Consider the following 25,766-nt stretch of genomic DNA (forward strand, 5'->3'; position numbering starts at 1 on the left):
GGTGAATGGTTAAAGTTATTGTAGAAAATAAGAGGCTGTCGAAAGTTTCTCGACAGCCTGACAGCCATTTGGCTGCTTTAAATATTTCTGACATTTAACTTATGTATGTTTGAGGCGTCTAAACAAACAAATTTTTTGGCAATCCTTCATAATAATCAGCTCCTATTCGTGTGTAGCTCTACACCTGGTTTTGATATGGATAGTAACATTATGACCAAGTGCAATCTACGTTAAGCGATGGGAGTCGTTTCGTTCATTATGACTAAAGGGTGCTTTACTTAAATTAAGGAGTAAAGCCTTTTTTATTTTATTAACTTGAATGGTTTGATTATCCCCAATTAAGGTAATTTCACTAAACGGCTGTTCTTCTCCCAATTTAACATTGGCTTCAATTACAGTTCCACTACCCACAACTGCTTGGTTAATCACCGCATTTTCGCCAATAATAGTATTGGGCAAAATAACAGAATTTTTAATAACAGCTCCTTTACCCACGGTTACTCCACAAAAAAGAACCGAATTTTCTACACTTCCAAACACCTTACAGCCTTCACTTACTAAAGATTTGTGTGTGCTAGCTTTTCCGTCCAAATACAATGGCGGCTGAGAAGTTTCATGAGTATAAATAGTCCAGTTTTCATTTTGTAAAATTGGATTGCTTTTAAATGAAAGTAAATCCATATTCGCTTCCCAGAGGCTACGAATGGTTCCGACATCCTTCCAATAACCTTTGAAGCTATATGCATATAGTTTGCAATTATCATTTATCAAAGAAGGTATAATATCCTTCCCAAAATCCTTAGTTGAAAATGGTTTTCTTTCTTCTTGTTCTAAATACTTTTTTAACAGTTTCCAATTAAAAATGTAAATGCCCATAGAGGCAAGGTTTGATTTAGGCTGTTCTGGCTTTTCTTCAAAATTTAATATTTTCTTAGAGTCGGGATCGATATTCATAATTCCAAATCGATTGGCTTCCCTCCACGGTACGTTTATGACTGAAATGGTGGCATCCGCCGACGTTTCTATATGCTGCTTAAGCATTTTACTGTAATCCATCTTATAAATGTGATCACCTGAAATAATTAGAACATACGCTGGATTGTAACTTTCAATAAATCGAAGGTTTTGATAAATAGCATGGGCGGTGCCTTCATACCATCTTTCACCCAACTCACATTGAAAAGATGGAAGAATAGTGACCCCTCCATTTTTTCGGTTTAGATTCCAGTGCTTGCCATCGCCAATGTAATTTTGAAGAGTGTGAGGTTGATATTGTGTCAAAACACCAACAGTATCAATGCCAGAATTACTGCAATTGCTTAATGGAAAATCAATAATTCGATATTTTCCACCAAATGGAACTGCTGGCTTTGCTATATAATTGGTCAATTCTTTTAATCGAGTCCCTCTTCCCCCAGCTAATAGCATCGCTATACATTGTTTTTTAGTCATAGTTACCTCCATAGTAAAGGAATATCCTTTATTAATGTTATAAACGATCATCTTCTCATGGCTTGTAGAAGAGGGCTATTTCTTTTTTTGGATATAAATTCATATTTTAATTAATTATATATTTTATTTTTATTCTCATAGTTTCAATCTTTGCAATGTAATAATATTTACTGTGTTTTCTACCCCTTATTATCTTTTCATTGTATGAAGTAATCGTATATTTCTAGAACAGGTTTTTTATAAAGATTTTTAAAATCAATCCTTAAAAAAGCTGTTGTCTGCCATCTTTACACACCTTTCAATAAAGAGTAAGAAAAGTCCAACTTGCCACAAAATAATATATGATAAGAGCTTCAAAAAGTTAGCTTTATTTTCCATAATTGATATTTTATTTCTTGGTTTCTTTTAAAAAAGCTAAGCTATTCCAAAAGCCCTTTTTATAATAAAAGGGCTTCAGACTGTCGACAAATCCGAAAAACTTGGGTTTGCCGGCAGTCTTTTTTATGTCTTTGTTAATTTGTTTGTTGATTTGCGCTCCATGCGCTTCGCTTTCCGCGGGCGTAGCGGGGAGCCTCCTCGGCGCCTAAGCGCCTGCGGGGTCTCCCCTGCTCCGTACTCCCGCAGGAGTCTTCGCGCCTTCCGTTCCAATCAACAAGTTATAAAATCAATAATGACCTTTAAATCAGTCCACGGTCTCGTAAGATAGAAGCAGCTATTGATTTTTCAATTATCTATTCACTTGTTCAAGATATGGGTCTTTGCGGATGCTAAGGAAAAGCATGGTATGCGTTGGACAACCTTAAGAGGCTTAAAAAAAATTGACCATGCAAGCGATGCTTACTTTTGTCTACAATCTGAAGCCCTTTTTATAATAAAAGGGCTTATTTATTACCACTTTCGTGTCTACTTCACCATATAAATATATTAGAAAGAGTTTTTAATCTTTCTAATATATTTTTTATTGTTACAAAACTAAATTATATAATAGGAGGAACCAATAATTGGCTGAAAAAATATTTATAAATAATAGTCCCGCCACTCTACAGATCACACTGTTTATTCGTCAAGGAGAAAGTCCTGTTAATCAGGATGGGACAATCTCATTTACTCTTAATCCTTCACAAACTCTAACGGTTACCTATGGGGATACTCAAAATATATTCCTAAATGGAATATTATTGTTTACTATTTTCGCAGGTGATCTTTATAGTAAAATTCAGTTTGTCACTGTAAGGAGAAGTGAGCTTGATAATCTACTCAACACAAACAATGTTATAACGATCACTAAAGAACTAACAGACTACGTCATCTCTGGCAGCAACTCCTTTTAATATGAAATAATGCTCAAACTGTATCTGAATTGATGAAGCTATTGAAGTTCCACAGCTTGGATTTTATATCTAACATTCTCCTATACCATTTGGTACAACTAATAATGGGGCAACTATTTCAGACTAAAGAGAATTATAACCAGGAGAGACTATAAGAAGCAGGGTCCATTTAAGGGATCTGCTTTTTTCACGCATTTATTTAAGTGAAAATTGCAAAAACCGAGGAACCATGTACAATCTTTTTTCATAACAATAGGAGGAATGAAAAAGCAAAGTATGAAAGAAGGAGAAGAAATGAATGTAATCGTCACTGGGGGCGCAGGATTTATTGGTTCGAATCTAGTTGATAGGCTAATAAATGAAGGTTTTGATACGTATGTTATCGATAATTTATCGACCGGAAAACGACAATTCCTTAATCCAAGGGCTAAGTTTTATCAGTCAGACATTTTAGACGCACAGAAAATGATAGGAGTTTTTGAAGAAGTGAAACCAAAGGCTGTGTTTCACTTGGCTGCTCAAATAGACGTACAAACATCCATACACAATCCGAACCTTGATTCACAAATAAATATTTTAGGCACTATTAACATTATTGAATTATGCAAAAAGTATAATAGTAAACTCATTTATTCATCTTCTGCAGCCGTTTACGGTACACCACTAAATTTGCCGGTTAGTGAACAACATCCGATTCATCCTCTTTCCAATTATGGTATATCCAAGTATACACCAGAACTTTATATCCGTTGTTATGCACACCTTTATAACGTAAAATATACAATTTTAAGATATGCAAATGTCTATGGTCCTCGGCAAATGCCAAAGGGCGAAGGTGGTGTTATCTCCATTTTTATTAATAAAATGATGAATAATGATATCCCAGTTGTATTTGGAGATGGAGAACATACACGAGATTTCATTTATGTGGAGGATGTCGTTGCAGCGAATCTAGCCGCACTAAAAACAGAAAAAAATGGAACATATAACATTGGCACAAACAAACGAATATCCATCAATGAACTTATTGAAAAATTAAATACCATCTTAAATAAAAAAGTTGTCCCTGAATATAAACAGGAACGATTAGGAGACATCAATCACAGTTGTCTTGATAATCAATTAGCAAAAATGGAACTGAACTGGCAACCAAAATATTCAATTATCGAAGGTTTAACAAAAACATGCCAATTTAGTGAAAAAATTCAATAGCTTGTGTTTTTTAATAAAAACCGAGGCTGACTCGAAAGGTGGCCTATAAACCACTTTTTTAGAGTCATCCTTTAAATCTGATACATATACCCATTTTTTTACACACTTATTCCTTTTGGTGCAAATATAAATTTTAATGAAAAAAATAAGATTAAAAAAGGGACACATTGTTATTAAACAATATCTACTCGTATTGTTTCCAGCCGTTTATAAATTACTTAGTCTTTTTTCTTTTAGAGATTGCACTTTGATATACATTCAATACTTTCTCAACGGCCTCTTCCGGAATCCAATGTTTCATTCCCCATTTCTGGGCATTGGATCCTATAATTTTTCTGTACTTTTCGTTACTGAGTAATAAATTCAAATTTTTACATAAGACCTCTGAATCTCCAGCAGGAGTTACTATACCTGTTACCCCATGCTCCACCATTTCAGGCAATCCACCTGTATCACTAACTATTATAGCTCTTTCGGCAATTTGTGCTTCTATGACAGCCAGAGGCTGGTTTTCGATTAGACTGGGAAGAACAAAAATATCAGAAAGACTTAATAAAAAAGGTACATCATCTCTCTTTCCATGAAAAATAATGTTCTCTTCTAACCCCAAAGTACGGCTTTGAATTTGTAACTCTGCCTGTTTATCACCTTCTCCAACAATCCAGCACACCCAGTCAGTACGAATTTCTTTCAGCTTGGAAAGAGCAGATATTAGGAACTGAACCCCTTTAAGTTCTACAAGTCTTCCAGTATAAATGACTACTTTTTTGTCACTAGGTTTTTGAAAGGAATTTTCCTCTTTCATTTGTTTAATAAAGGACTCTGTATCATATCCATAGTTAGATAGCTTAAGCTGTTCATCTGGTACATTAAACTCATTTGTTAAAATATTTTTTAACCAATTATTCGCAACAATTGTATACTCTGGGGATGTAGCCCCAATATGTTCAAGTTCATCAAAATATGCCCTTGCCAAGTAAGAAGTTGGAGAGTTATGAATAGTAGTTAGTTGCTGCCTTATCTCATGCGCTACACATCCATGAAGTGTAGCTACTAATGCTGTATGTGCGGGGCGGATTCGATTAATACTTGCTGTAGAAATAACATCTTGTGTATGGATTATATCGTATTTTTCTAAACCCAAGTAGCTAACGGCTTTCGTGTAAAAATTTTGTTGAGTTTCAGTATACTGCACCAAGGGATTTATATGGAAACTAATAAAGCTTTCAGCGTTGTCGCTAAGCAGGGAAAACCACTCACTTTTTTCTACCCTTCGTTCTTTATTTACCATGTGTACATAGGAATTATCATGACCGTAACCCAGTAAATCCACTTCATGTCCTAAAGACTCCATTTTTTCTTTCAGCTGAACCATATAGGTCCAAACTCCACCTAGGTGTGGAACAGCCCAGTACGTTGCAAGCAAAACTTTCATTACCACATCTCCCTTAAAAATAACTATCTAATATTGTATTTTGGAAGAATAAATTGGTATAGGGTACTTGTCCTTTTGAACAACAATAATTTATTTATCTCCCTGGATTTTTTGAGAGGAATATTGATTATGGATATCGATGTAAATTAATTAATTTATATGTCTATAGCAAATATAAAATAAATGAATAATCTATAAAGTAATTATCAAAAGGGGCATAGTGTAAGAACTAATTATATGTAGGGGGTGGATGATGAAAATCATGACCATTTTAGGGACAAGGCCTGAAATTATACGCTTAAGTCTCATTATAAAAAAATTGGATAAGTATGCTGAAAGGCATATTTTAGTACACACAGGACAAAATTATACATCTTCATTAAGTGATATATTCTTCCAGCAATTAGGGATTAGAGACCCCGATTATATTTTGTCTGATGAACAAATGTCCCTTGGGCAGCAATTATCAACCATGTATAAAAATTTAGAGACAATTTTCATAAAAGAAAAGCCTGATAAAGTATTAGTACTAGGTGATACAAACAGTGGGTTAAGTTCCATCCTAGCTGAAAGAATGGGAATTCCTGTTTTTCATATGGAGGCCGGAAACCGTTGTTTCGATCTTGAAGTACCAGAAGAAAAAAACCGTCGTATTATTGATACAATATCGAGTTTTAATTTCCCATATACTCCTCAAAGCAAAGAGAATTTAATCAATGAAGGAATCCCTAGAAATCGGGTTATTGTATCTGGAAATCCCATTAATGAGGTTTTAGAGCATTTCAAGGACGAAATAGAGCAAAGTAAAATCCTTGAGAAATTAAATTTAAAAGAAGGGAGTTATTTTTTAGTTACCATCCATCGAGCTGAAAATGTGGATCATGAAGATCGTTTACTCGAGATTATTAAAGGAATCAATCTTGTAGCAGAAGCCTATAAAAAAAGAGTGATATGCAGTTTACACCCCCGTACTAAATCTCGCATACAAAGCAGCTCAGCTATAACCGTTCATCCTTTAGTGGAATTCCATGAGCCATTTAGTTTCTTTGACTTTATAAAACTCGAAAAAAATGCTTTTTGCGTATTAACTGACAGCGGTACTGTTCAAGAGGAATGCTGTTTGTTTCATGTTCCAACGGTTACAATTCGCAAATCTACTGAAAGACCTGAAACGATCGAGTGTGGAAGCAATATCCTCTCGGGTATTGATGCGAATCAAATTGTAGCCTGTGTTTATATTATGGTAAATCTGCCGAAAACATGGTCCTTTCCAGAGGGTTATGCTTATAAAAATGTGGCAGACAAAATTATTAAACTATTACTAGGAGGCATAAAAGTTGTTTAATAACCAAATAGTACTGGTGACAGGCGGTACTGGTTCATGGGGCCATGAATTAGTCAGGCAGCTATTAACACACAATCCGAAAGAAATTCGAATTTATTCAAGGAATGAATCCAATCAATTCAAGATGAAGCAAGAATTTGACAATAATCCAAAATTGAATTTTATCATTGGCGATATTAAAGATAAGGATGCATTATTTGAGGCATGTCAGAATGTAAAATATGTGTTCCACCTTGCGGCTTTAAAGCATGTTCCAGTATGTGAGGATCAGCCCGCTGAAGCAATGAAAACGAATGTTACCGGAACACAAAATGTTATTGATGCAGCTATAGAATGTAAAGTCCAGAAAGTTATTTATATTTCTACTGATAAAGCCTCAGACCCTGCCAATTTCTACGGACTTTCAAAGGCTATGGGAGAGAAGCTTATTATTCATTCAAACTTGCGAAATACCAATACAAGGTTCGTATGTATACGTGGAGGTAATGTATTAGGAACAAACGGTAGTGTGATACATGTGTTTAAAAAGCAAATTAATGAGAAGCAAAAGATTGGGATTACAGATGTAAAAATGACTCGTTTTTTCCTAACAGTCCACGAGGCTATAAAACTTGTATTTAAGGCAACCCTTGACAGCGTTGGCGGGGAAATCTTCGTCATGAAGATGCCTGCATGCAAAATTCTCGATCTTGCCCATGTCTTAATAGATGCTTCAGCTAAGAAAAATGTTCAGATTGAAACATTAGGTATACGCCCTGGCGAAAAAATCCATGAACAACTTCTTTCTAAGTATGAAAGTAATATGACTTACATTTATGATGATGAGTATTTTGTTATTCTACCTCCCATTCATATAGAAGGTCTAAAGGAGCATTATACTGGATATAAACGTGTTAATTTAGAGAGTTATAATTCCAGCACAGGATTATTAAGTAAAGACAAAATTAAAGAAATGCTACTTAATGGCGGGTTTATTTAAATGAAGATACTCATACTTGGTGGACAAGGTATGGCCGGACATATAATGACTGAATATTTTATGGACAAACCACAATATGAGGTACACTATACTTCAAGGGATACCGATGATAAAAAAAGTATTTATTTGGATGTCACTGATTTTAAAAGAGTTGAAGAAACCATTGAAAGGTTAAAACCTGATATCATCATCAATTGTGTTGGTATTTTAAATGATCATGCAGCCAATAACCCTCTTCTTGCCTTCCAGGTAAATAGTTTGCTTCCTCATCAATTAGCAAAATTAATCGAGCGCCAACATGGGAAATTAATTCATATTAGTACAGACTGTGTGTTTTCGGGATTAAAAGGAGAATATACAGAGGATGATTTTCCGGATGGTACTTCAGTCTATGCCCAATCTAAACAATTGGGTGAAATTATTAGTAATAAACACCTGACAATACGCACTTCCATAATTGGTCCAGAAATGAAAGAGGATGGAATTGGATTGTTTTTATGGTTCATGAAACAAACAGGAAAAATAAAAGGGTATAAAAACGTTTTATGGAATGGAGTAACAACTCTTGAACTAGCTAAGGTAACAGAAGAATTAATCACGAACCAGATTACAGGTTTATATCAGTTGGGTTCAGAACAAAAAATTTCAAAGTATTCATTATTAAAATTGATTCAGGATGTTTTTGGTAAAAATGATGTTGAAATCATCCCTGATCAAGCTATCGTGCTTGATCGGACGATTAAAAACACTAGAACTGATTTTAAATATGTAATTCCAGATTATAAACCGATGTTATTAGCATTAAAGAATTGGATGGAACACAAAAATAAATGATTCCCGTTAATATTAAAAAACCGGTTTAGCAGGGTGAATTACATCATCCGTACTAAACCGGTTCATTTTTTTTAAGGATTAACTACATTCCACTTTTTCCTAAACACTGACCTAAAAAGGGCATGAGAAACTTATTTATTTTATTTTTTAAGGACGATGCCTAAACTGGTTAACATTTCGGCAAAATGCCTGCTATATAATTCTGGACTAAATTCTTGTTTTACATGTGTAAGTGCTGTCCCACGTATATATTCCCGCAAGTATTGATTTGTCATAAGTTCATTAGCCTCTCGAACTGCTTCTTCAATATTCCCAATGGTGTAATACTTGCCAGTTTGGTTATGAATAATGGAGCTTCTGACTCCATCAGAATCTGTGGTTAATATCGGACATCTGCAGCTCATTGCTTCGAGAATTGCGTACGGGGCACCTTCTACTTTAGAGGTCGAACAAAGAAAGCCGCCTGAATCTCCAATAATCGAAAAGTAGTCAGCCATTTTTTTATGGGGAATATTTGAATGGATTGTAAGATTGTTTCCAAGATTCAACCCTTGAATTAATTGGTGAAAATCCTCTCTATCTTTTGCTGTTGATAACGTAGGGTCTTCGAACATGTACAATTGTAAATTAGGATGATATTGGTTAATGAGTTGATAGCCAATTTGAAGAAATTCTCTCCAATTTTTATTATCCTCAATTCTTCCTGTCCAAGCAATGATGGGTTGACTGTTAACCGGATGTGATTGGTAGCTAAATTGACTTGTATCAAAACAATTATTGAAGGCGAACTTTGGAAAGGTTGGATAAAACTCATTAAAAATTTCCACGATATGAGGGGTTTTTGGGTTTAATACTCCATTACCATAACCAGTAACAAAAGGTATTGCATTCTGAAGCTCTGACCTTGCAACATGTTTGGGGCCATATCCTTGAATTTCTAAAATTATTTTACCAGTGTACCCTAGGTCCCTAAATCTTTTTATCGCCCGATAATCTGAAATAATAATAATTGCTGTATATTTTCCTTCATCTATTATTTTTTTTATTTCGTTGTCGTCATCTGTAATAAAGGTTGGTGCATCATGATTATTTACCAATTCTCTCTGTTTCCGATAATACAAGAAGTGGCAAGTGATGTTCAATTTCTTGAGTGCGGAACATCTCTGACGATTCAATGTTTCTACTCCACCACTTGGCACATAAAAAACAAAAAGTATATTCATATTTTTTCCTCCTGATCTTCGAACATATGGTATGTATATGTTTCATTTGAGACAAGGGTTTAAGACACCCACACATTAATAAAATATATTTTTATCCTATTCAAACAAATGTCCATGCATTTTTAGCTTCTGCTCATACCATGTTAGAGTATTAAAACTTTTTGAAAGGGGGTGATTTTATCACTAGATTGATAGACGCTAGAACGTCACAAAACGCAAGCTATGCTAATTCCATTTCAGTTCCTATCTTACTAGGAGAACAAGAACTTTTTGGACGAGTAGTACTTTTAACAAACGGTGCAACCGGGCTGCTTCGGACTCAATTAAATGGAACAGTCACTGTTCAACTACCCCTTCTTCCAGTTGCAACCACTGTTACCGTTACTATAGTAAGGGGATTGGCCCCGACTGATTTAGTCATTTATTCTGCTAGTGAAGCTCTTGAGGTATCTATATTAGGACCACAAGTTATTTCTTTTACTGCTTCTGATTTTAGAGTGCCTATTCCGTCAGATAATCGACTAGCTTATACAGCTTTTGTCAGCGCTAATGTAGTGGGAACTGTACGTGTTGGCCCTGAAAGTTTTAATGCTGCTGTTTATTCGGACCAGCCATTAGGATAATTACGGGTTTTTAGTACTTTGAAGCAAAAGGTGTAGTAACAAAAATAAATTATATAACTCTGTTCACAATAATAGTCCAATTATTTTTCAACTTACTTTTCATCAGGGGCATGGTTCATCAAATAGTTAAGCATGCCCCTTTTATCAGACACTGTCTGTGCAAGTTAGCAATGGTTATGTTTCCTTAGTTTTGAGTTAAATACATGTATTTAGGAGGGGGAGAAATGGAACCTAAAGTCTCGATTATTATTCCTTTTTATAACTGCTCTTACGTAGATCAGGCCATACAAAGTGCGCTGAATCAAACGTACCCGAATATCGAAATTATTGTTGTTGATGATGGTTCGACGAAATACACGGAAAAGCTTCAACCATTCCAAGGGGATTTTTATTATCTGAAAAAGGAAAATGGAGGTACGGCTACAGCATTAAATCTTGGTATAAGTGTTGCTTCGGGGAAATATATCGCATGGTTGAGTTCAGATGATTATTTTCTGCCAGAAAAGATTTCCCATCAAGTCGCTTTCATGGAAAAACACAATGCAAAGGCAAGCTTTACAAATTATGATTACGTTGACAAAAATAATAACACTCTAATCTCGTGGACATGCCCGCGCTTTTCAAATGTAAGAGAGGTCTATGAGGCCTTCCTCAGATTGAACCCTGTAAATGGCTGTAGTGTGGTGATGGAGAAAGAGATATTTGATCACATTGGATATTTCAATCCCGACATGCGTTATACACATGATTATGATATGTGGTTTCGGATGTTTTTAAATGGTTATCCAATCCACTATTTAGATGAAGTTCTCCTTAAATTCAGGTCACACGAAGAGGCAGGAACAAAAAAATATCAACCACAAATACAAAAAGAAATTGCTTTTCTTAACAACAAATATCGTCCCCTCCTCAAGGAGTACATCCGTGATTTTTTATAAGATAAAGCTCGTTCACTTGCGGACACAAGTGACCTTCTAAAAAATAAAGCAATACGTAAAATATACGAATATAAAAAGGTGAGATTGTTGGAAAAATTCTATATTGTCGGAGCGAAGCAAAAAAACCAAATCCTTAAAGACTGGGAACAATACAAAATGGGATTAATCTTGAAAGTATGTCCAGAACAAGATATAGCTGAAAAATGTGTTAAATATATATCTCCTTCAGGAGTTTGCAGCGAAGAAAACCCCTCTGTCTTATTTTCAGCTGGTACAGATCATAATAATTTATTATATGTGGGCACGCAAACAGAAATTTTAGTATACTCTCTTCCTGATTTTAAACTAGTCAACTACCTCTCGCTCCCATGTTTTAATGATGTTCATCATGTCCGTCCGACTGCAGAAGGGAATTTATTGGTTGTCATTACCGGCTTAGATACGGTTCTTGAAGTATCTTTTACAGGAGAAATTTTAAACGAGTGGAATGTATTAGGCGGAAATACCTGGGAGCGATTCTCCCGTAACATTGATTATCGTAAAGTCGCATCTACAAAGCCCCATCAATCACACCCAAATTATGTATTTAAAATCAATGATGATATTTGGGCCACCCGCTGTTTACAAAAGGATGCCATATGCTTAACTAACTCCAATAAGCGCATCGATATTGGACGAGCGCTGGTACATGATGGCGTTGTCTTCGAAGATTCCCTTTACTTTACCCAGGTTGATGGACATGTCGTCAAAGTTGACCTTCATAATCATGAAGCCAAACAAACGTATAACTTAAACAATATGACAAACACAAATAATCCACTCGGCTGGTGCAGAGGAATTAAAGTGTTGAATTCTGATAAAGTGGTTGTCGGCTTTACAAGAATACGGCCGGTGAGAAAAACTGCACCTGACGGGAAAGTATTTTGGGAAGGTGAGTACGGAGTTCTTCCGACCAGAATTGCTTGCTATGATTTAAAGAATGAAAAATTATTATGGGAACAGCAACTTGAGGATTATGATATGAATGCTATTTACTCCATTCACAGCGTCAATGAATGACCAATAATAAAATATACAAACTTTATTATACTGAAAGGGTGGCTTAAATGACAGAACAGCAGCAATCTGCGAATTCATCCGTAAAGGATTTTGACCTTTGGAAACATTTAAAGGAAAGTTCGGCATTGGAGCTTACTATTCCTGATCCTGAATTAGCAGAAACGATCAAAAAGTTTTGTCCCCCAAAAGAAGGGTTAATAAAATGAAAATCTTACTGGTTTCTTATTATCCACTTCCTGCACTTGGCGGGATTTGGAGGTTTGTATCGCAATTAAAAAATCGGCTTGAACATTTAGGGCATACAGTGGATGTACTCAGCCATAATCCTGAAGCTACCAAGTATCGTATCATTGGACGTCAGCCAGAAGTAGAAATCTCCCAGCTGTCTCCTTATATTAAGGAAAAATTAACGGAAGCCTTCCCCATATTACACTCCAACTATTGGATTTACCATACAGAGTTATATCGTTACAGCCTGGAGTTATCATCCTTGTATTACGGACTTCACCAATACGACATTATCCATGCACAGGATGTCATCGCGGCACGTGCCATTAGCAGGGTAAAACCAAAGCATATTCCTTTAGTTACCAGTGCACACGGCAACCTCTCAGGGGCAATATTCTACCATTTAAAAACGGGGAACCGCTATTTAACCGATAATCAAATTAAAGACAGGTTTGAGTATGAGTATCATAAAGCTTTAGAATATTCGGGTTACCATTGTAGTGATTATATCCATACTCAATCAAACTGGATGCGTGAAAAAATTATAAATGAATTTTCCATTTCAGCTGACAAGCTGTTTACTTTTCCATACGGAATGGATATTGAAGGCTATTTTAAACGTTCAGAAGTCGAAACGTCCATTAGCCGTCCACCTAATAAAAAGGTAATCCTTTTTACAGGCCGCCTGGTTTACCTTAAAGGACTACAGCATCTTATAGAGTCACTTGCTATTTTAAAACTCTACAGAAGTGATTGGGAGTGCTGGATTCTTGGTGAAGGATTGTTACAGAATGAGTTACAAGCACAATGTATTAACATGGGGCTTGAGGGCGATGTCAAGTTTTTAGGAGTATCGGATAATGTCCCGCATTTTCTTAGACAAGCAGATATTTTTGTTCTTCCCGGTTTGCAGGATACTCAGCCGCATTCTGTCATGGAAGCACAGCTTAGTGGTGTTCCGGTAATCGTCAGCGATGCAGCAGGACTGCCTGAAATGGTTATAAACGGGGAAAATGGATTAGTGGCAGCGGCAGGAAACAGCCATCAATTATACTTGCACTTAAATTATCTTCTCGACAATCCCGACATCAGGACACAGTTTGCAAACTCCGCGAAGGAATGGGCAAAGGACAGATGGTCAATCGATAAAATGGTGAACAATTTCGTTGCTTTGTATAAGCACGCGATTTCATCAAGTAACTAATGGTATCCCATAAATTAAACAGAGACATTTCTTACAATGGAGTGTTAGCTATTTAACAGGTCCCTTCCAAACAGAGAAAGTTTCGATGACAATATTGATGAAAGAAGGCTGCAGATGAAAATCTTACTCGTGTCTTATTATCCGCTTCCTTATTCAGGAGGGATTTGGACATTTGTATCACGTCTAAAAGATCGTTTAGAGCGTTTAGGGCATACAGTTGATATACTTAGCCATACTCCTGACACGACCAAATACCGCATAATAGGCCATCAACCAGAAATCTCAATCTCACAATTATCTTCCTATATTAATGAACACCTCACTCTAACATTTCCTACATTACATTCAAACTACTGGATTTTTCACACTGAGGTTTACAGGTACAGCTTGGAATTATCTTCGTTGTATTATGGACTTGACCAATATGACCTCATTCATGCACAGGATGTAATTGCTGCACGAGCGATGAGTAGAGTTAAGCCCAAAAATACTCCTTTAGTAACCAGTGCCCATGGCTTTCTATCAAGGGAAGTTTTCTATGTTCTAAAGACCTTGTATCCCCATAAAACAGAGGATCAGCTTCTAGACTCGTTTGAGTACCACTACCATAAAACACTGGAATTTCTAGGGTACCAATCAAGTGACTTTATCCATACGCAATCAAAATGGATGCGTAATAATGCAATTAACGAATTTTCAGTTTCCCCTGATAAACTGTTTACATTTCCATATGGTATGGATGTGGAAGGATTTTTACAGCCATCTTCAACAAAGTTACCTGCAGAAGATAAGAAAATTATTCTTTTTATGGGACGCCTTGTTTATTTAAAAGGTATACACCACCTTATTGATGCCCTTGCGCTGTTAAAGGCGGATAGAAATGATTGGGAGTGCTGGATACTTGGTGAAGGAGATTTAAACGGTGAACTGCAATGCCAATGTCAAAGATTGGGTCTAGAAAATGTAGTCAAGTTCTTAGGCCTAACAGATGACATATCGCATTTTCTTAGCCAATCTGATATTTTTGTACTCCCTGGCCTGCAGGATACTCAGCCGCATTCTGTCATGGAAGCACAGCTTAGCGGTGTTTCGGTAATTGTCAGCGATGCAGCAGGGCTGCCTGAAATGGTTATAAACGGGGAAAATGGATTGGTGGCAGCGGCAGGAAACAGCAATCAACTATACTTACACATAAATTATCTGCTCGACAATCCCGACATCAGGACACAGTTTGCAAACCGCGCGAAGGAATGGGCAAAAGATCGATGGTCAATGGATAAAATGGTGAAAAATTTCCTTGTTTTGTATACGCTCGCTATTTCATCAAATGACCATAAATAACTATGATTGGAGGGCTATACATGAGCCAAATTGCTCCACATGGGGGAACATTGGTACAGTTATTCAATCCAACTTTTGATTATGATTCTATTAATCAAGAAATTGAAATGGATAATATGGCTTTAAGTGATCTGGAACTAATCGGAAATGGAGCCTATAGTCCACTAAAGGGTTTTTTTAATGAAAAAGATTATAACTCAGTTGTAAACTGTATGCGTCTGGCTGATGGAACTGTTTGGACCATCCCAATTACCCTGCCTATAAGCAATGAGAAAGCAGAGCAGCTAATGGTAGGTGAATGGGTAAAATTGGTGAAAGATCAGACTGTATATGGCGTGTTAAAACTGGAACAATTATATATTCCTGACAAGAAGAAAGAGGCTCAGCAAGTTTATAAGACGAGCGACCTGGCTCATCCAGGTGTTAAAAAACTATTTGCACGACCTACTGTTTATGCGGCTGGTCAAATCCGGCTTGTGAGGAAAACTGAAAAGGGAAAATTCGCTTCTTATCATCTAGATCCCGCAGAAACAAGAAATAAGTTCAAGGAACATGGATGGAATACCATAGTTGGATTTCAAACAAGAAATCCCGTTCACAGAGCACATGAATACATTCAAAAATCAGCGCTCGAAACGGTCGATGGACTTTTTTTAAATCCTCTTGTTGGTGAAACGAAGGCAGATGACATTCCTGCCGATATTCGAATGGAAAGTTATGAAGTTTTATTAGAAAAATATTACCCTCAAAACAGGGTATTCCTGTCAGTGTTTCCAGCAGCAATGCGATACGCTGGTCCTCGTGAAGCGATTTTCCATGCGCTAGTACGCAAGAATTTCGGATGTACCCATTTTATTGTTGGCCGTGACCATGCAGGGGTGGGAAGATATTACGGAACATATGAAGCCCAAAAAATTTTTAGTAACTTTGAAAATGAAGAGCTCGGTATCACCCCTCTCTTCTTCGAGCATAGCTTTTACTGCAAAAAATGTGAAGGTATGGCTTCTACCAAGACATGTCCACATCCCTCAGAAGATCACGACATACTGTCAGGGACTGCGGTAAGAGAGTTGTTAAGAAATGGTGAATTTCCACCAAGCACATTTAGCCGAAGAGAGGTTATCGAGGTATTGATAAGAGGTTTACAAAAAGGGATTTGACACTTTGAGAGGAGGAGAAATTGAAAAAACTCATAATTTTCGCTTTTATCGGCTTCTTAGCGCAGCTTATAGATGGATCTTTAGGAATGGCTTATGGGGTTACTTCAACTTCATTGTTGTTAGCCTTTGGAGTAACCCCTGTAGTTGCATCTTCATCTGTACACTTGGCAGAAGTAGTAACTACTGCAGCCTCTGGCATTTCCCATATAAAATTTGGTAATGTTGATCACCGGGCTGTATTTAAATTGATAATACCAGGTTCTATTGGTGCATTTGCTGGGGCTTGTTTTTTAAGCAACCTGCCAGGGGAAATAATAAAACCATATATCTCTTTGTTTTTATTATTTCTTGGAGGTTATGTCCTTTTCCGCTTTATGTTTAAGTTCAATTATACTGGCGAGGATAGATCAATTTCACTTTCCCATACACAATCGATTTCCTTAGGGTTGGTTGCCGGGTTTGCAGATGCCACTGGCGGTGGCGGTTGGGGACCAATCACAACTCCAATTCTGTTATCTAGAAATGGGATTTCAGCCAGGAAAGTTATTGGTACTGTGGATACAAGTGAGTTTGCCGTTTCTGTTTCAGCCACTTTAGGCTTTCTCATTTCAATAGGTTGGGATGAAGTTGACTGGTTTTGGGTATTAACGCTTATGTTAGGAGGAGTCATTGCAGCACCCATTGCTGCATGGATAGTAAGAAAATTACCTTCGTATTTATTAGGAGTCATTGTCGGAGGGTTTATTATACTGACCAATGTTCATGTTTTAGTTAATGCATTTTCAATAATGAAAGTATGGATGATTATTATTTACTCTTTAATATTAATTTGTTGGACATCAGCCATTATCTATACAGTGCGAAATAACAAAAGAACTTCATAAATAACTGATCATGGTAAAGTCTAACGCAGAAGACCCGTAGGAAAATACTTTAATAGTCTAATATTTTTGAAAAAAATAAGGCTAACTCAAAAGGTGTTTAAAACGCTTTTTTTAGTAGCCTTTATTTCCTATTCATTTATTTATTTAATGTCATCTTGTGAAAAGTTATGTCTCAAAAGTGGTCTTAAGGGAGGGGTTTATCAGATGTAACGGCAAGCTTAATAATTTTTAGGCCCATTATATTTCCTCCTTATAATATTTCAATACAACATATGTAAAATATATAAAATGAGATATAGATAGACGAGTTGAAATTTTATTAAGTTAATACATATGCCCATTTTGCACTTATTCCCTTTGAAATAAAAATAATGGATTATTAAAAAGGGACATCGTTTTTATAAGTCGTTTAAATAAAAAATATATAATATAAAACTAAACTAAGTTAACGGCCTATACCATATTGAGTATCTTCCCATATTGTTATGATATATCAATAGATATAGGAGAGATGTAAATGAAAATACTGCTTGCAACCTATTGGCCTATTCCACATGTAGGAGGAGTATGGAGTTATATGGTTCAACTTAGGAAAAAGCTTGAATCATTGGGTCATGAGGTTGATATGCTTGGTTATGATGAGGATAATATTTCTGTTTACATTGTAAATGAAAACCGAAAAGTAGATAGCGATAAGCTTCTCCCATTATTAAATGCAAAACTAAACGAAAAAACCTACCCCGCGATTTATGCAAATGATTTAGTAAAATATACTGAATTTCACCGATACGTCTATGAGTTAAGCGCTGCCTATTTAGGGTTGGAAAAATATGATGTGATTCATACACATGACGTAATCTCAACTGCCTCCATAGATAGGGTTAGGCCTGAAAAAACAGCTCTGGTTGCTACTCTTCATGGTTCTGTAGCTCATGAAATAAGGTATCAATTGAATACAATTCATAAATCAAATACATCGTATATGGCTAGAGTATATTATGATGAGCTAGAGCGGCTAGGAGCTACATCTGGAGAAGTCACCATTGTTGCAAATGAGTGGCTAAAAAATATATTAACAAATGAATTTCAGGTTCCAAATGAACAAATTAAAGTACTGCATTATGGTTTTGATACTGAGAATTTTATTAAACGGTCGAAGCAAAAATCATCAATAATACGTCCGAAGGACAAAAAAGTAATTATTTATTCGGGCAGGTTGGTAGAACTTAAAGGAGTCGATCATTTAATATCTGCTTTAGGTGAATTAAAAGAAATACGTAAAGACTGGGTATGCTGGATTGTTGGTAACGGCGATAAACAAGCTGAATTAAAAGTACAAAGTAAAAACCTTGGTTTGGAAGATGACATTTTGTTTTTTGGAAAAAGAGATGATATTCCATCCTTGTTAGCAAAATCAGATATCTTTGTTCTGCCTAGTCTCCTAGAAAATCAGCCTTTATCTGTAATAGAAGCCCAAATTGCTGGTAAAGCCATAATTGTTAATGATGTAGGTGGATTGCCAGAAATTGTTGAGGATGGAGTTACAGGGTTGATTACTCCTGCAGGAGATATTAAAATCCTTTGCAAAAAAATAAATTTGTTGCTTGGAGATGAAAAATATCGAAATAGACTTGGGGCCAACGCCAAAAAATGGGGTATGACTCATTGGTCTTTAGATAAAGGAGTTAAACATTTAATCGAAATTTATAAGAGTGCGATTTCCAAACGTGGGAAGGACGAGAGTAATGGAGCATCTGAACCTATTAATTAATCAATATCTACTCGTTTGTTTCTCCAATTGTAAGATTTGGTTGAAAAAAATCTGGTCAAAGTCTCAAAAAACTTGGTCAAGAACCCAAAAAACGGTGCAATTTAGTCAGCCTTTCGATGGTAACTCCAAAATATTTTTAATAAATTCGGATGAATATAATTCTTTGTTTTCTATCCCAGTCTCAAGTCCAAATGTTTTTGTTTCCAGCCTAGAATGGGAAAAAATTATCGATTCGGTTCCCCAAAAATTAGTTTTCCCTAATCCAGACACATTGAATGCCTTTAAAAAATTTAAAGGCGATGTTTATCATTCCCTTTTTCACACAAGGGTACCTTCTCCTAAAGTATTTGTAGATCCTCAAATATGGGAATCTATTGTAAATACTACTCCTGATAACTATATACTGCCCAATCCTTTTATTGAGAGAACCTATAAATCCATGGAAGCCGATTCCTATTCTTCGATGTTTTCAACACCTATAAAATCACCTGAAATATTCGTGGATTCAGAGGTTTGGAAAACCATTAAACATTCTGTGCCTGAAAAATATTTACTTCCCAACCCATTTGCGGAGATGACGTTCAAACCAATGAACAGTGATTTGTATCATTTATTATTTTCCACAAATACTCCTACACCAAATATATTTGTGGATTCTAAAGTTTGGGAACCAATTAAGGGAGTCTTGACTGAAGACTTTAAGTTACCTAATCCAAAGACCCTACAAATCTTTGAGCCCATGAAAGCCGACCAATATAATTCTTTGTTTGAATCAAAAGTATTCAATCCAGAAGTCGTAGTTGATCATCAGGTCCTTCAGCAAATTAAAGATACCGTACCTGTTGATTATCGACTTCCTAACCCATTAATTATGGAGATAACAAGTAGAAAATTTATTAGAAAACATATTAATCAAAACACGAAAAAATTTAATCCTTAAAAAGGTCCGTTATCACTATAAAGTGATAACGGTCTTATATTTTTTAGATTAAATTTATTGAATACAGCGTATTAGCCCTATCATTTATTTTATTTTTGCATTTAATAACACAGGTAAATATTTAATATTTTATTAATGTAAGGAGCTGATTACTTTTTATGAGATTAGAAGATTTAAAAGGAACTTACGATGCGATATATAGTTTGGGGGATTTGTGCCTTGCAGCCCTTCAACTTAGACAAAACAATTTAAGACCTTTCGCGGGACCATTGGACTGGATGTCATCCCCATCATTGTCTAGCGTTAGTAGTCTATTGAAAAATCGATTCATTGGTTATATGGACCTGCCAAATTTAATACCTTCAGGCTATGCTACTGGTGTAGACAGCTCCGAACCCCATATTGTTGTAACTGATATGGCCTATCAGATCGTTTCAAGTCATGATTTTATTGCAGACAAAAATACATTTACTAATTTAGTCACTTACCCTGAGGTAAGAGCCAAATTTGACCGAAGAATTCAGAGATTCTTAGATAAACTTTCCAACGGAAAACGTATCCTGTTTATTAGAACAGAAGGAACCTTTGAAGAATTGCTGGAACTTGAGTCAGCGTTATCGAAATTGGTGAAAAATGAATTCCATATTCTTCTTGTAAACCATACGAATACCAAAGACCTAATCGAAAAAGACTGGCCTGTGAAAAATGTATGTGCCATAGAGCTTCCTAATGAAGAAAAATGGCATGGCAATGACCATTACTGGGAAGCCATTTTTAAAGGTATTAATATTAAAGCTTAATTAATAGGAGGATTTATAGATGTTTAAAGACGCAGTCATTTTAGTAACTGGGGGGACAGGTTCCTGGGGGAAGGAGCTTACACTCCAATTATTAACCTATAATCCCAAAGAAATAATCATTTTTTCCCGTAACGAAGATAGTCAAGTTAAGATGAGAAGAGAAATTGAAGACTCTAGGTTAAGTTATCGGATAGGGGATATACGGGATAAGGATGCTTTATTCCAGGCTTGTAAAGGTGTCGATTATGTTTTCCACCTTGCGGCCTTGAAGCATGTTCCAGTTTGTGAAGAATTCCCTAAGGAAGCACTTAAAACAAACGTTACTGGCACTCAAAATGTGATTGATGCAGCTATATTTAATGAAGTAAAAAAGGTGATTAATGTATCAACTGACAAAGCGGCAGATCCAGCAAATTTCTATGGTTTTACAAAAGCAATAAGTGAAAAATTAATTATACATGCAAATCTATTTAGTACAAAAACGAAGTTTGTTTGTGTAAGAGGTGGTAACGTTCTCGGAACAAACGGAAGTGTTCTCCATTTATTTATCGATCAAATAAAAATTAAAAATGAAATTACCATTACGGATAAACGGATGACACGATTCTTTTTGACTAAAGAAGATGCAATCAAGCTTTTATTAAAGGCCGCTACTGATGGTAAGGGCGGGGAGATCTTTGTCATAAATATGCCAGCATGCAGAATAATTGATTTAGCCGAAGTTTTAATTGAGCATTTTGGAAAAGAAGTCAATATTATTGAAACTGGTTCAAGACCAGGAGAGAAACTGCATGAAGTACTTGTATCAGACCATGAAATAAAGGATACAGTTGTTTATAACCAAGAATATTTGGTTGTTCTTCCTGAGGTAAACATTTCAGAAGTAAGGGAGCTGTACTCAAACTGTCAACCAATAAATATGTCATCTTATAGTTCGAATGATGATTTAATGAACCATGAGGAAATAAAAAAATTGTTGATTAAATCAAAATTTTTACAGTAATTTTATCATATGGAGGCAGAATGATGAATCAGAGGCCAAAGTTGCTAATTACTGGGGCAAGTGGTTTTACCGGAGAACATGCATGTAAACATTTTTCCGGATTAGGATATGACATAACAGCTGTTACTAGAAACCGACCTTTTGATGGATGTAAAGGGATAAAAACAGAATACTGTGAACTAACAAATAAGAATGATGTGAATCATTTAATAAAAAAAGTAAAACCTGATTTCTTATTACATTTAGCAGGACTCAACCATGTTGGTGATTCTTGGAATGACCCGATTACAACATTAGAAACCAACTTGTTATCATCACTATATATCATTGATGCTGCCCGGCAGCTAAATCCAACTTGTAAAATTGTCATGGTCGGTTCTTCTCTCCAAACTAGCCCCAACGAAATATCAAATCTCACACATCCCTATAGCCTTAGTAAGACACTTCAGGTACTAATTTCACAAGCTTGGGTAAAATTGTACAAAATGAACATCGTAATTGCAAAACCATCTAATATAATAGGACCAGGTAGTTCTAATGGTGTGAATTCCATTTTTGCCAATAAAATTGCTCAAATGGAAAAGAACATGTTAGACAAAGTGTTGGTAGTAAACAATTTAAATTCTAAACGTGATTTCATAGATGTTCGCGATGTTATAAGCGCTTATGAAGTGCTCTTTAATAAAGGGATTGCAGGGGAAGTTTATGAAATATGCTCAGGAAAAAGCCATTCAATTAGGGAATTGATTCAAATATATAAAAACTTAACAGATATAGACTTTGAGGTTAGAGCGCTAACCGATGGTGTTGATGATCTGGTTGTTGAAGAAAAACCTTTAAAACTAATCCAATTAGGCTGGAATCCAATATTTTCTATTAATTCTTCCTTAATTGATACTCTTAATTATTTTCGACAAAAAAGTTAAAAAAAGGAAAAACTAATCAAACGTATGATTAAATCAGGTTGAAGCCGTGGTATTAAATAGAGTATTCATATTCTGTTTTATAAATCCCTGCATGAAATTTTTCATGCAGGGATTTATAAAACTCTAAAGGACAATTATGGTCCCATAATCGTCCATAATAAAGCATTTATTATTTAATTGCCTTGCTAACCTTTAACTTCTTTCCTTTAATCGTTGCATTCTCCATCGCCTGTAAGACGAGTGAGCCTTTTCCATTAAGAATATCAACATAGGTCATTTGATCCTGAATAGTGATAATGCCAATATCATCGGCAGTAACTCCTGGAATTTTTGCGATTGTTCCAACGAAATCAACCGCGCGCATCTTCTTCTTTTTTCCACCGTTGAAATGGAGTTTCGTGATGCCTTGGTTAATCCGAGCGGTTTTATTATTTCTTACGACGCGTCGCCCGCTGATTTTTTCCTCGAAAGCCTCTTTTGCTCTAGCCACTTCAGCCGGTTTTGGAGCCTCCATTTTAGGGATCTCAAAGCCAATATATCTTTCAATTGCTCGGACAAATTTTCCTTCATACGGTGTGGCGAACGTAATCGCTTTTCCTTCATTACCCGCACGGCCCGTTCTTCCTGTTCGGTGGACATAGCTTTCTTTTTCCATTGGGACGTCATAATTGATGACCAGGGTTACATTATCAATATCAATTCCTCGTGCGGCAACATCCGTTGCGATGAGGTAACGGAAATTCCCCATTTTGAAGCCATCCATAACCGCAAATCGATCTTGCTGTTCCAATCCACCATGGAGTCGTTCACAAGAATAATTGGAGCTTTCCAATTCCGAATATACGGTATCCACATGTTCTTTTGTTCGGCAAAAAATAAGACAGCTGTCTGGATTTTCAACGACCGTCACATCTTTTAGAAGCGATAGCTTGTCTTCTTCTTTTCCTTCAATTAACAGATGTTCGATCGTTTCTGTTGTGATCCCGGTAGAAGCAATTTCGACATTCACAGGATTTTTCATATATTTATGGCAGAGGTTTTCAACATCCTTTGGTAAGGTAGCCGAGAATACCATCGTGACTCTGTCTGATGGAAGCTCTTTTATGATGGCTTCCACTTCGTCGATAAAACCCATATTCAGCATCTCATCCGCTTCATCAATAATAAGATACTTTATTTCGTCAAGAACGAGGGTCTCTCTGTCAATATGGTCCATGACACGTCCGGGTGTACCAACCACGACATGCGTTTTTTGCTGCAATTCTTCTTTTTGCTTCGAAAAGGGTTCTTTTCCATAAACGGCCATCGCTTTAATTCGCTTAAAACGGCCGATGTTGGTTACATCTTCACGAACTTGTACTGCAAGCTCTCTAGTTGGGGTAAGAATTAAGGCCTGTGGCTTTCTTTCTTCCCATTCCATCATGTCACAAATAGGTATCGCAAAGGAGGCGGTCTTGCCGCTGCCAGTTTGCGACTTTACGACCAGGTCCTGATTATTCAAAGCTAATGGAATGACTTCGGTTTGAACGTCAGTAGGAGTGTCGTATTTTAAAATGGCAAGTGCTCTTGTGATTTCTTCACTTAAATTATAATCCGTAAAACTTTTTTCGCTCATATATTAACCTCGTTTATTTGTATTATCCGGCTTATCTATAGGATTTCTCGCAAAGAAATATCGTATGCATAATCTGAATATGCTCCATTATACTTGATATACTGTAAAAAACGAACAGTGACTAGCACTGTTCGCTCTAATTTAAGTTGGGAAGCGAATTTTCTGGCCAATGAAAAGGAAAAATTTATTTTATCAAAAAAAGTGTCATGACCCAGAAGTGCTGCTGCGTCTGGTGTCAGGCACTTTTTTGATGAAAAAATTATCGAAATGTGACATTTGTCATACCCTGTACATGACACCTGCTACTAACATGGACAAATTCCTTCGTTTATACTTTGGTTATTAACGAAACGAAGGAAGGGAATTCAAATAAAATGACCTTACAAAATACGAAAACTCTAAAAAAACAAGTTGCTCCCTTTGAACAATCAACGACAAAAGAAAGTGTATGGCAAATTATTAACACGGTTCTACCATTTATTGGCTTGTGGTACCTTGCCTATTTAAGTCTATCCGTTTCCTATTGGTTAGCATTAGTTCCAATTGTGGTAGCGGCAGGATTTTTAACGAGAATTTTCATCATCTTTCATGATTGTACCCATCATTCCTTCTTTAAAAGCCGCCGGGCCAACCGAATCGTTGGAACTGCGATGGGTGTGTTAACGGTTTTCCCGTTTGATCAATGGGGACATGAGCATTCTGTCCATCATGCGACAAGTGGTAACTTGGATAAACGCGGAACCGGTGATATTTGGACACTTACTGTAGATGAATATTTAGCTGCACCAATTAGACTTCGTCTAGCCTACCGTTTTTACCGTAATCCATTGGTCATGCTTGGATTAGGTCCGATTTATGTGTTCCTTCTTAAAAATCGATTTAACCGCAAAGGTGCAAAACAGAAGGAACGTAACAACACTTATTTAACGAATGTTCTAATCGTTGCTTTGATTGCCTTGCTTTGTTGGGCAATCGGATGGCAGGCGTTTCTACTAGTACAAGGTTCAATTTTTATGATTTCCGGAGCTGCTGGTATTTGGTTGTTTTACGTACAGCACACTTTTGAAGATTCTTATTTTGAAGAGGACAAAGAGTGGGAATATGTAAAAGCCGCAGTAGAGGGTAGTTCTTTCTATAAGCTTCCAAAAGTTTTGCAATGGCTCACTGGGAATATTGGTTTCCACCATGTTCATCATTTAAGCCCACGGGTGCCTAACTATAAATTGGAGGAAGCACATAATAATACGCCTCCATTACAAAACGTACCAACCATTTCTCTTGCTACAAGCTTAAAGTCAATACGTTTCCGCTTGTGGGATGAGGAAAGAAAGAACTTTGTGAGCTTTAGAGAAGTCAAAGCTTTAGCTAAAAAGAGGTTTTCCGTACAAGTTAAACCTGAAATCTAACTAGATCAATCAAGGCTTGCTCCCCTTAATTTAAGGGGAGTTGTTACTTACATAACA

General features: G+C 36.2%; 23 protein-coding genes and 1 pseudogene. 20 read left to right on the forward strand and 4 right to left on the reverse strand.

Annotated features, from left to right (window positions below; translation table 11 throughout):
- Nucleotides 1-225: 225 nt before the first annotated feature.
- Nucleotides 226-1,452 (reverse strand): glucose-1-phosphate adenylyltransferase, encoded by a 1,227-nt coding sequence (locus tag ACSU6B_RS19160; protein WP_410887727.1) that lies wholly within the window; start codon nt 1,450-1,452, stop codon nt 226-228.
- A 754-nt stretch (nt 1,453-2,206) separates the two neighbouring features.
- Between ACSU6B_RS19160 and ACSU6B_RS19165 the strand changes: the two are divergent.
- The 3 genes and pseudogenes from ACSU6B_RS19165 to ACSU6B_RS19175 all read left to right on the forward strand — a co-directional run.
- A pseudogene (locus ACSU6B_RS19165) lies at nt 2,207-2,324 on the forward strand (transposase); the annotation flags it as partial.
- A 129-nt stretch (nt 2,325-2,453) separates the two neighbouring features.
- Nucleotides 2,454-2,783, forward strand: a complete 330-nt coding sequence (locus tag ACSU6B_RS19170; protein ID WP_410887729.1) for a hypothetical protein — start codon at nt 2,454-2,456, stop codon at nt 2,781-2,783.
- A 261-nt stretch (nt 2,784-3,044) separates the two neighbouring features.
- Complete coding sequence (locus ACSU6B_RS19175; protein WP_410887731.1) at nt 3,045-3,995, forward strand: NAD-dependent epimerase/dehydratase family protein; 951 nt, start codon at nt 3,045-3,047, stop codon at nt 3,993-3,995.
- A 214-nt stretch (nt 3,996-4,209) separates the two neighbouring features.
- Here ACSU6B_RS19175 and ACSU6B_RS19180 read toward each other — a convergent pair whose 3' ends face one another.
- A complete protein-coding gene (locus ACSU6B_RS19180; protein ID WP_410887733.1) occupies nt 4,210-5,430 on the reverse strand; it encodes a glycosyltransferase family 4 protein in 1,221 nt (406 codons plus the stop codon).
- A 253-nt stretch (nt 5,431-5,683) separates the two neighbouring features.
- Here ACSU6B_RS19180 and wecB point away from each other — a divergent pair, with 253 nt between their 5' ends.
- The 3 genes from wecB to ACSU6B_RS19195 are packed head-to-tail and all read left to right on the forward strand — an operon-like array spanning nt 5,684 to nt 8,588.
- On the forward strand, nt 5,684-6,775 hold the full coding sequence (gene wecB / locus ACSU6B_RS19185; RefSeq protein ID WP_410887880.1) for a non-hydrolyzing UDP-N-acetylglucosamine 2-epimerase: 1,092 nt from the start codon (nt 5,684-5,686) through the stop codon (nt 6,773-6,775).
- Entirely contained in the window at nt 6,768-7,754 is a 987-nt protein-coding gene (locus tag ACSU6B_RS19190) for an SDR family NAD(P)-dependent oxidoreductase (RefSeq protein ID WP_410887735.1), read from the forward strand. Before wecB ends, ACSU6B_RS19190 begins: the two co-directional genes overlap by 8 nt.
- Nucleotides 7,755-8,588, forward strand: coding sequence for a dTDP-4-dehydrorhamnose reductase family protein (locus ACSU6B_RS19195; protein WP_410887737.1), 834 nt, complete (start codon nt 7,755-7,757; stop codon nt 8,586-8,588).
- 140 nt (nt 8,589-8,728) lie between these two features.
- Here the strand turns inward: ACSU6B_RS19195 and ACSU6B_RS19200 are convergent, their stop codons facing one another.
- Entirely contained in the window at nt 8,729-9,811 is a 1,083-nt protein-coding gene (locus ACSU6B_RS19200) for a glycosyltransferase family 4 protein (RefSeq protein ID WP_410887739.1), read from the reverse strand.
- Between the two features lie 179 nt (nt 9,812-9,990).
- Between ACSU6B_RS19200 and ACSU6B_RS19205 the strand changes: the two genes are divergently transcribed.
- The 13 genes from ACSU6B_RS19205 to ACSU6B_RS19265 all read left to right on the forward strand — a co-directional run bounded on the left by ACSU6B_RS19205 (nt 9,991) and on the right by ACSU6B_RS19265 (nt 22,688).
- The gene (locus tag ACSU6B_RS19205) at nt 9,991-10,434 is read left to right on the forward strand and encodes a hypothetical protein (protein WP_410887882.1); all 444 of its coding nucleotides are present in this window, start codon (nt 9,991-9,993) and stop codon (nt 10,432-10,434) included.
- Between the two features lie 224 nt (nt 10,435-10,658).
- Complete coding sequence (locus ACSU6B_RS19210; RefSeq protein WP_410887741.1) at nt 10,659-11,372, forward strand: glycosyltransferase; 714 nt, start codon at nt 10,659-10,661, stop codon at nt 11,370-11,372.
- An 87-nt stretch (nt 11,373-11,459) separates the two neighbouring features.
- Entirely contained in the window at nt 11,460-12,431 is a 972-nt protein-coding gene (locus ACSU6B_RS19215; RefSeq protein ID WP_410887743.1) for a hypothetical protein, read from the forward strand.
- Nucleotides 12,432-12,478: 47 nt separating this feature from the next.
- Nucleotides 12,479-12,637, forward strand: coding sequence for a hypothetical protein (locus tag ACSU6B_RS19220; protein WP_410887745.1), 159 nt, complete (start codon nt 12,479-12,481; stop codon nt 12,635-12,637).
- A complete protein-coding gene (locus ACSU6B_RS19225) occupies nt 12,634-13,863 on the forward strand; it encodes a glycosyltransferase family 4 protein (RefSeq protein WP_410887747.1) in 1,230 nt (409 codons plus the stop codon). The genes ACSU6B_RS19220 and ACSU6B_RS19225 overlap by 4 nt, the downstream gene beginning before the upstream one ends.
- A 114-nt stretch (nt 13,864-13,977) precedes the next feature.
- On the forward strand, nt 13,978-15,204 hold the full coding sequence (locus tag ACSU6B_RS19230; RefSeq protein WP_410887749.1) for a glycosyltransferase family 4 protein: 1,227 nt from the start codon (nt 13,978-13,980) through the stop codon (nt 15,202-15,204).
- A 20-nt stretch (nt 15,205-15,224) separates the two neighbouring features.
- Nucleotides 15,225-16,364 (forward strand): sulfate adenylyltransferase, encoded by a 1,140-nt coding sequence (gene sat, locus ACSU6B_RS19235; RefSeq protein WP_410887751.1) that lies wholly within the window; start codon nt 15,225-15,227, stop codon nt 16,362-16,364.
- A 20-nt stretch (nt 16,365-16,384) separates the two neighbouring features.
- Nucleotides 16,385-17,248 (forward strand): sulfite exporter TauE/SafE family protein, encoded by an 864-nt coding sequence (locus tag ACSU6B_RS19240; RefSeq protein ID WP_410887753.1) that lies wholly within the window; start codon nt 16,385-16,387, stop codon nt 17,246-17,248.
- A gap of 517 nt (nt 17,249-17,765) precedes the next feature.
- Complete coding sequence (locus ACSU6B_RS19245) at nt 17,766-19,019, forward strand: glycosyltransferase family 4 protein (RefSeq protein ID WP_410887755.1); 1,254 nt, start codon at nt 17,766-17,768, stop codon at nt 19,017-19,019.
- A gap of 40 nt (nt 19,020-19,059) precedes the next feature.
- Nucleotides 19,060-19,959 carry a hypothetical protein gene (locus ACSU6B_RS19250; RefSeq protein ID WP_410887757.1) on the forward strand — a complete coding sequence of 300 codons (900 nt, stop codon included), beginning with the start codon at nt 19,060-19,062 and terminating at the stop codon, nt 19,957-19,959.
- A gap of 158 nt (nt 19,960-20,117) precedes the next feature.
- On the forward strand, nt 20,118-20,759 hold the full coding sequence (locus tag ACSU6B_RS19255; protein WP_410887759.1) for a DUF1796 family putative cysteine peptidase: 642 nt from the start codon (nt 20,118-20,120) through the stop codon (nt 20,757-20,759).
- A gap of 19 nt (nt 20,760-20,778) precedes the next feature.
- Nucleotides 20,779-21,762: a polysaccharide biosynthesis protein gene (locus ACSU6B_RS19260; RefSeq protein ID WP_410887761.1), complete on the forward strand. Its 984-nt coding sequence runs from the start codon at nt 20,779-20,781 to the stop codon at nt 21,760-21,762.
- Nucleotides 21,763-21,782: 20 nt separating this feature from the next.
- On the forward strand, nt 21,783-22,688 hold the full coding sequence (locus tag ACSU6B_RS19265) for an NAD-dependent epimerase/dehydratase family protein (RefSeq protein ID WP_410887763.1): 906 nt from the start codon (nt 21,783-21,785) through the stop codon (nt 22,686-22,688).
- A 169-nt stretch (nt 22,689-22,857) separates the two neighbouring features.
- Here the strand turns inward: ACSU6B_RS19265 and ACSU6B_RS19270 are convergent, their stop codons facing one another.
- The gene (locus ACSU6B_RS19270) at nt 22,858-24,303 is read right to left on the reverse strand and encodes a DEAD/DEAH box helicase (protein WP_214997841.1); all 1,446 of its coding nucleotides are present in this window, start codon (nt 24,301-24,303) and stop codon (nt 22,858-22,860) included.
- Between the two features lie 374 nt (nt 24,304-24,677).
- Between ACSU6B_RS19270 and ACSU6B_RS19275 the strand changes: the two genes are divergently transcribed.
- Entirely contained in the window at nt 24,678-25,709 is a 1,032-nt protein-coding gene (locus tag ACSU6B_RS19275; protein WP_214997840.1) for a fatty acid desaturase, read from the forward strand.
- The last annotated feature ends 57 nt before the right edge of the window (nt 25,710-25,766 follow it).

This window comes from Neobacillus sp. C211 (genome assembly GCF_051842875.1).
Taxonomy (GTDB): Bacteria; Bacillota; Bacilli; order Bacillales; family Cytobacillaceae; genus Neobacillus.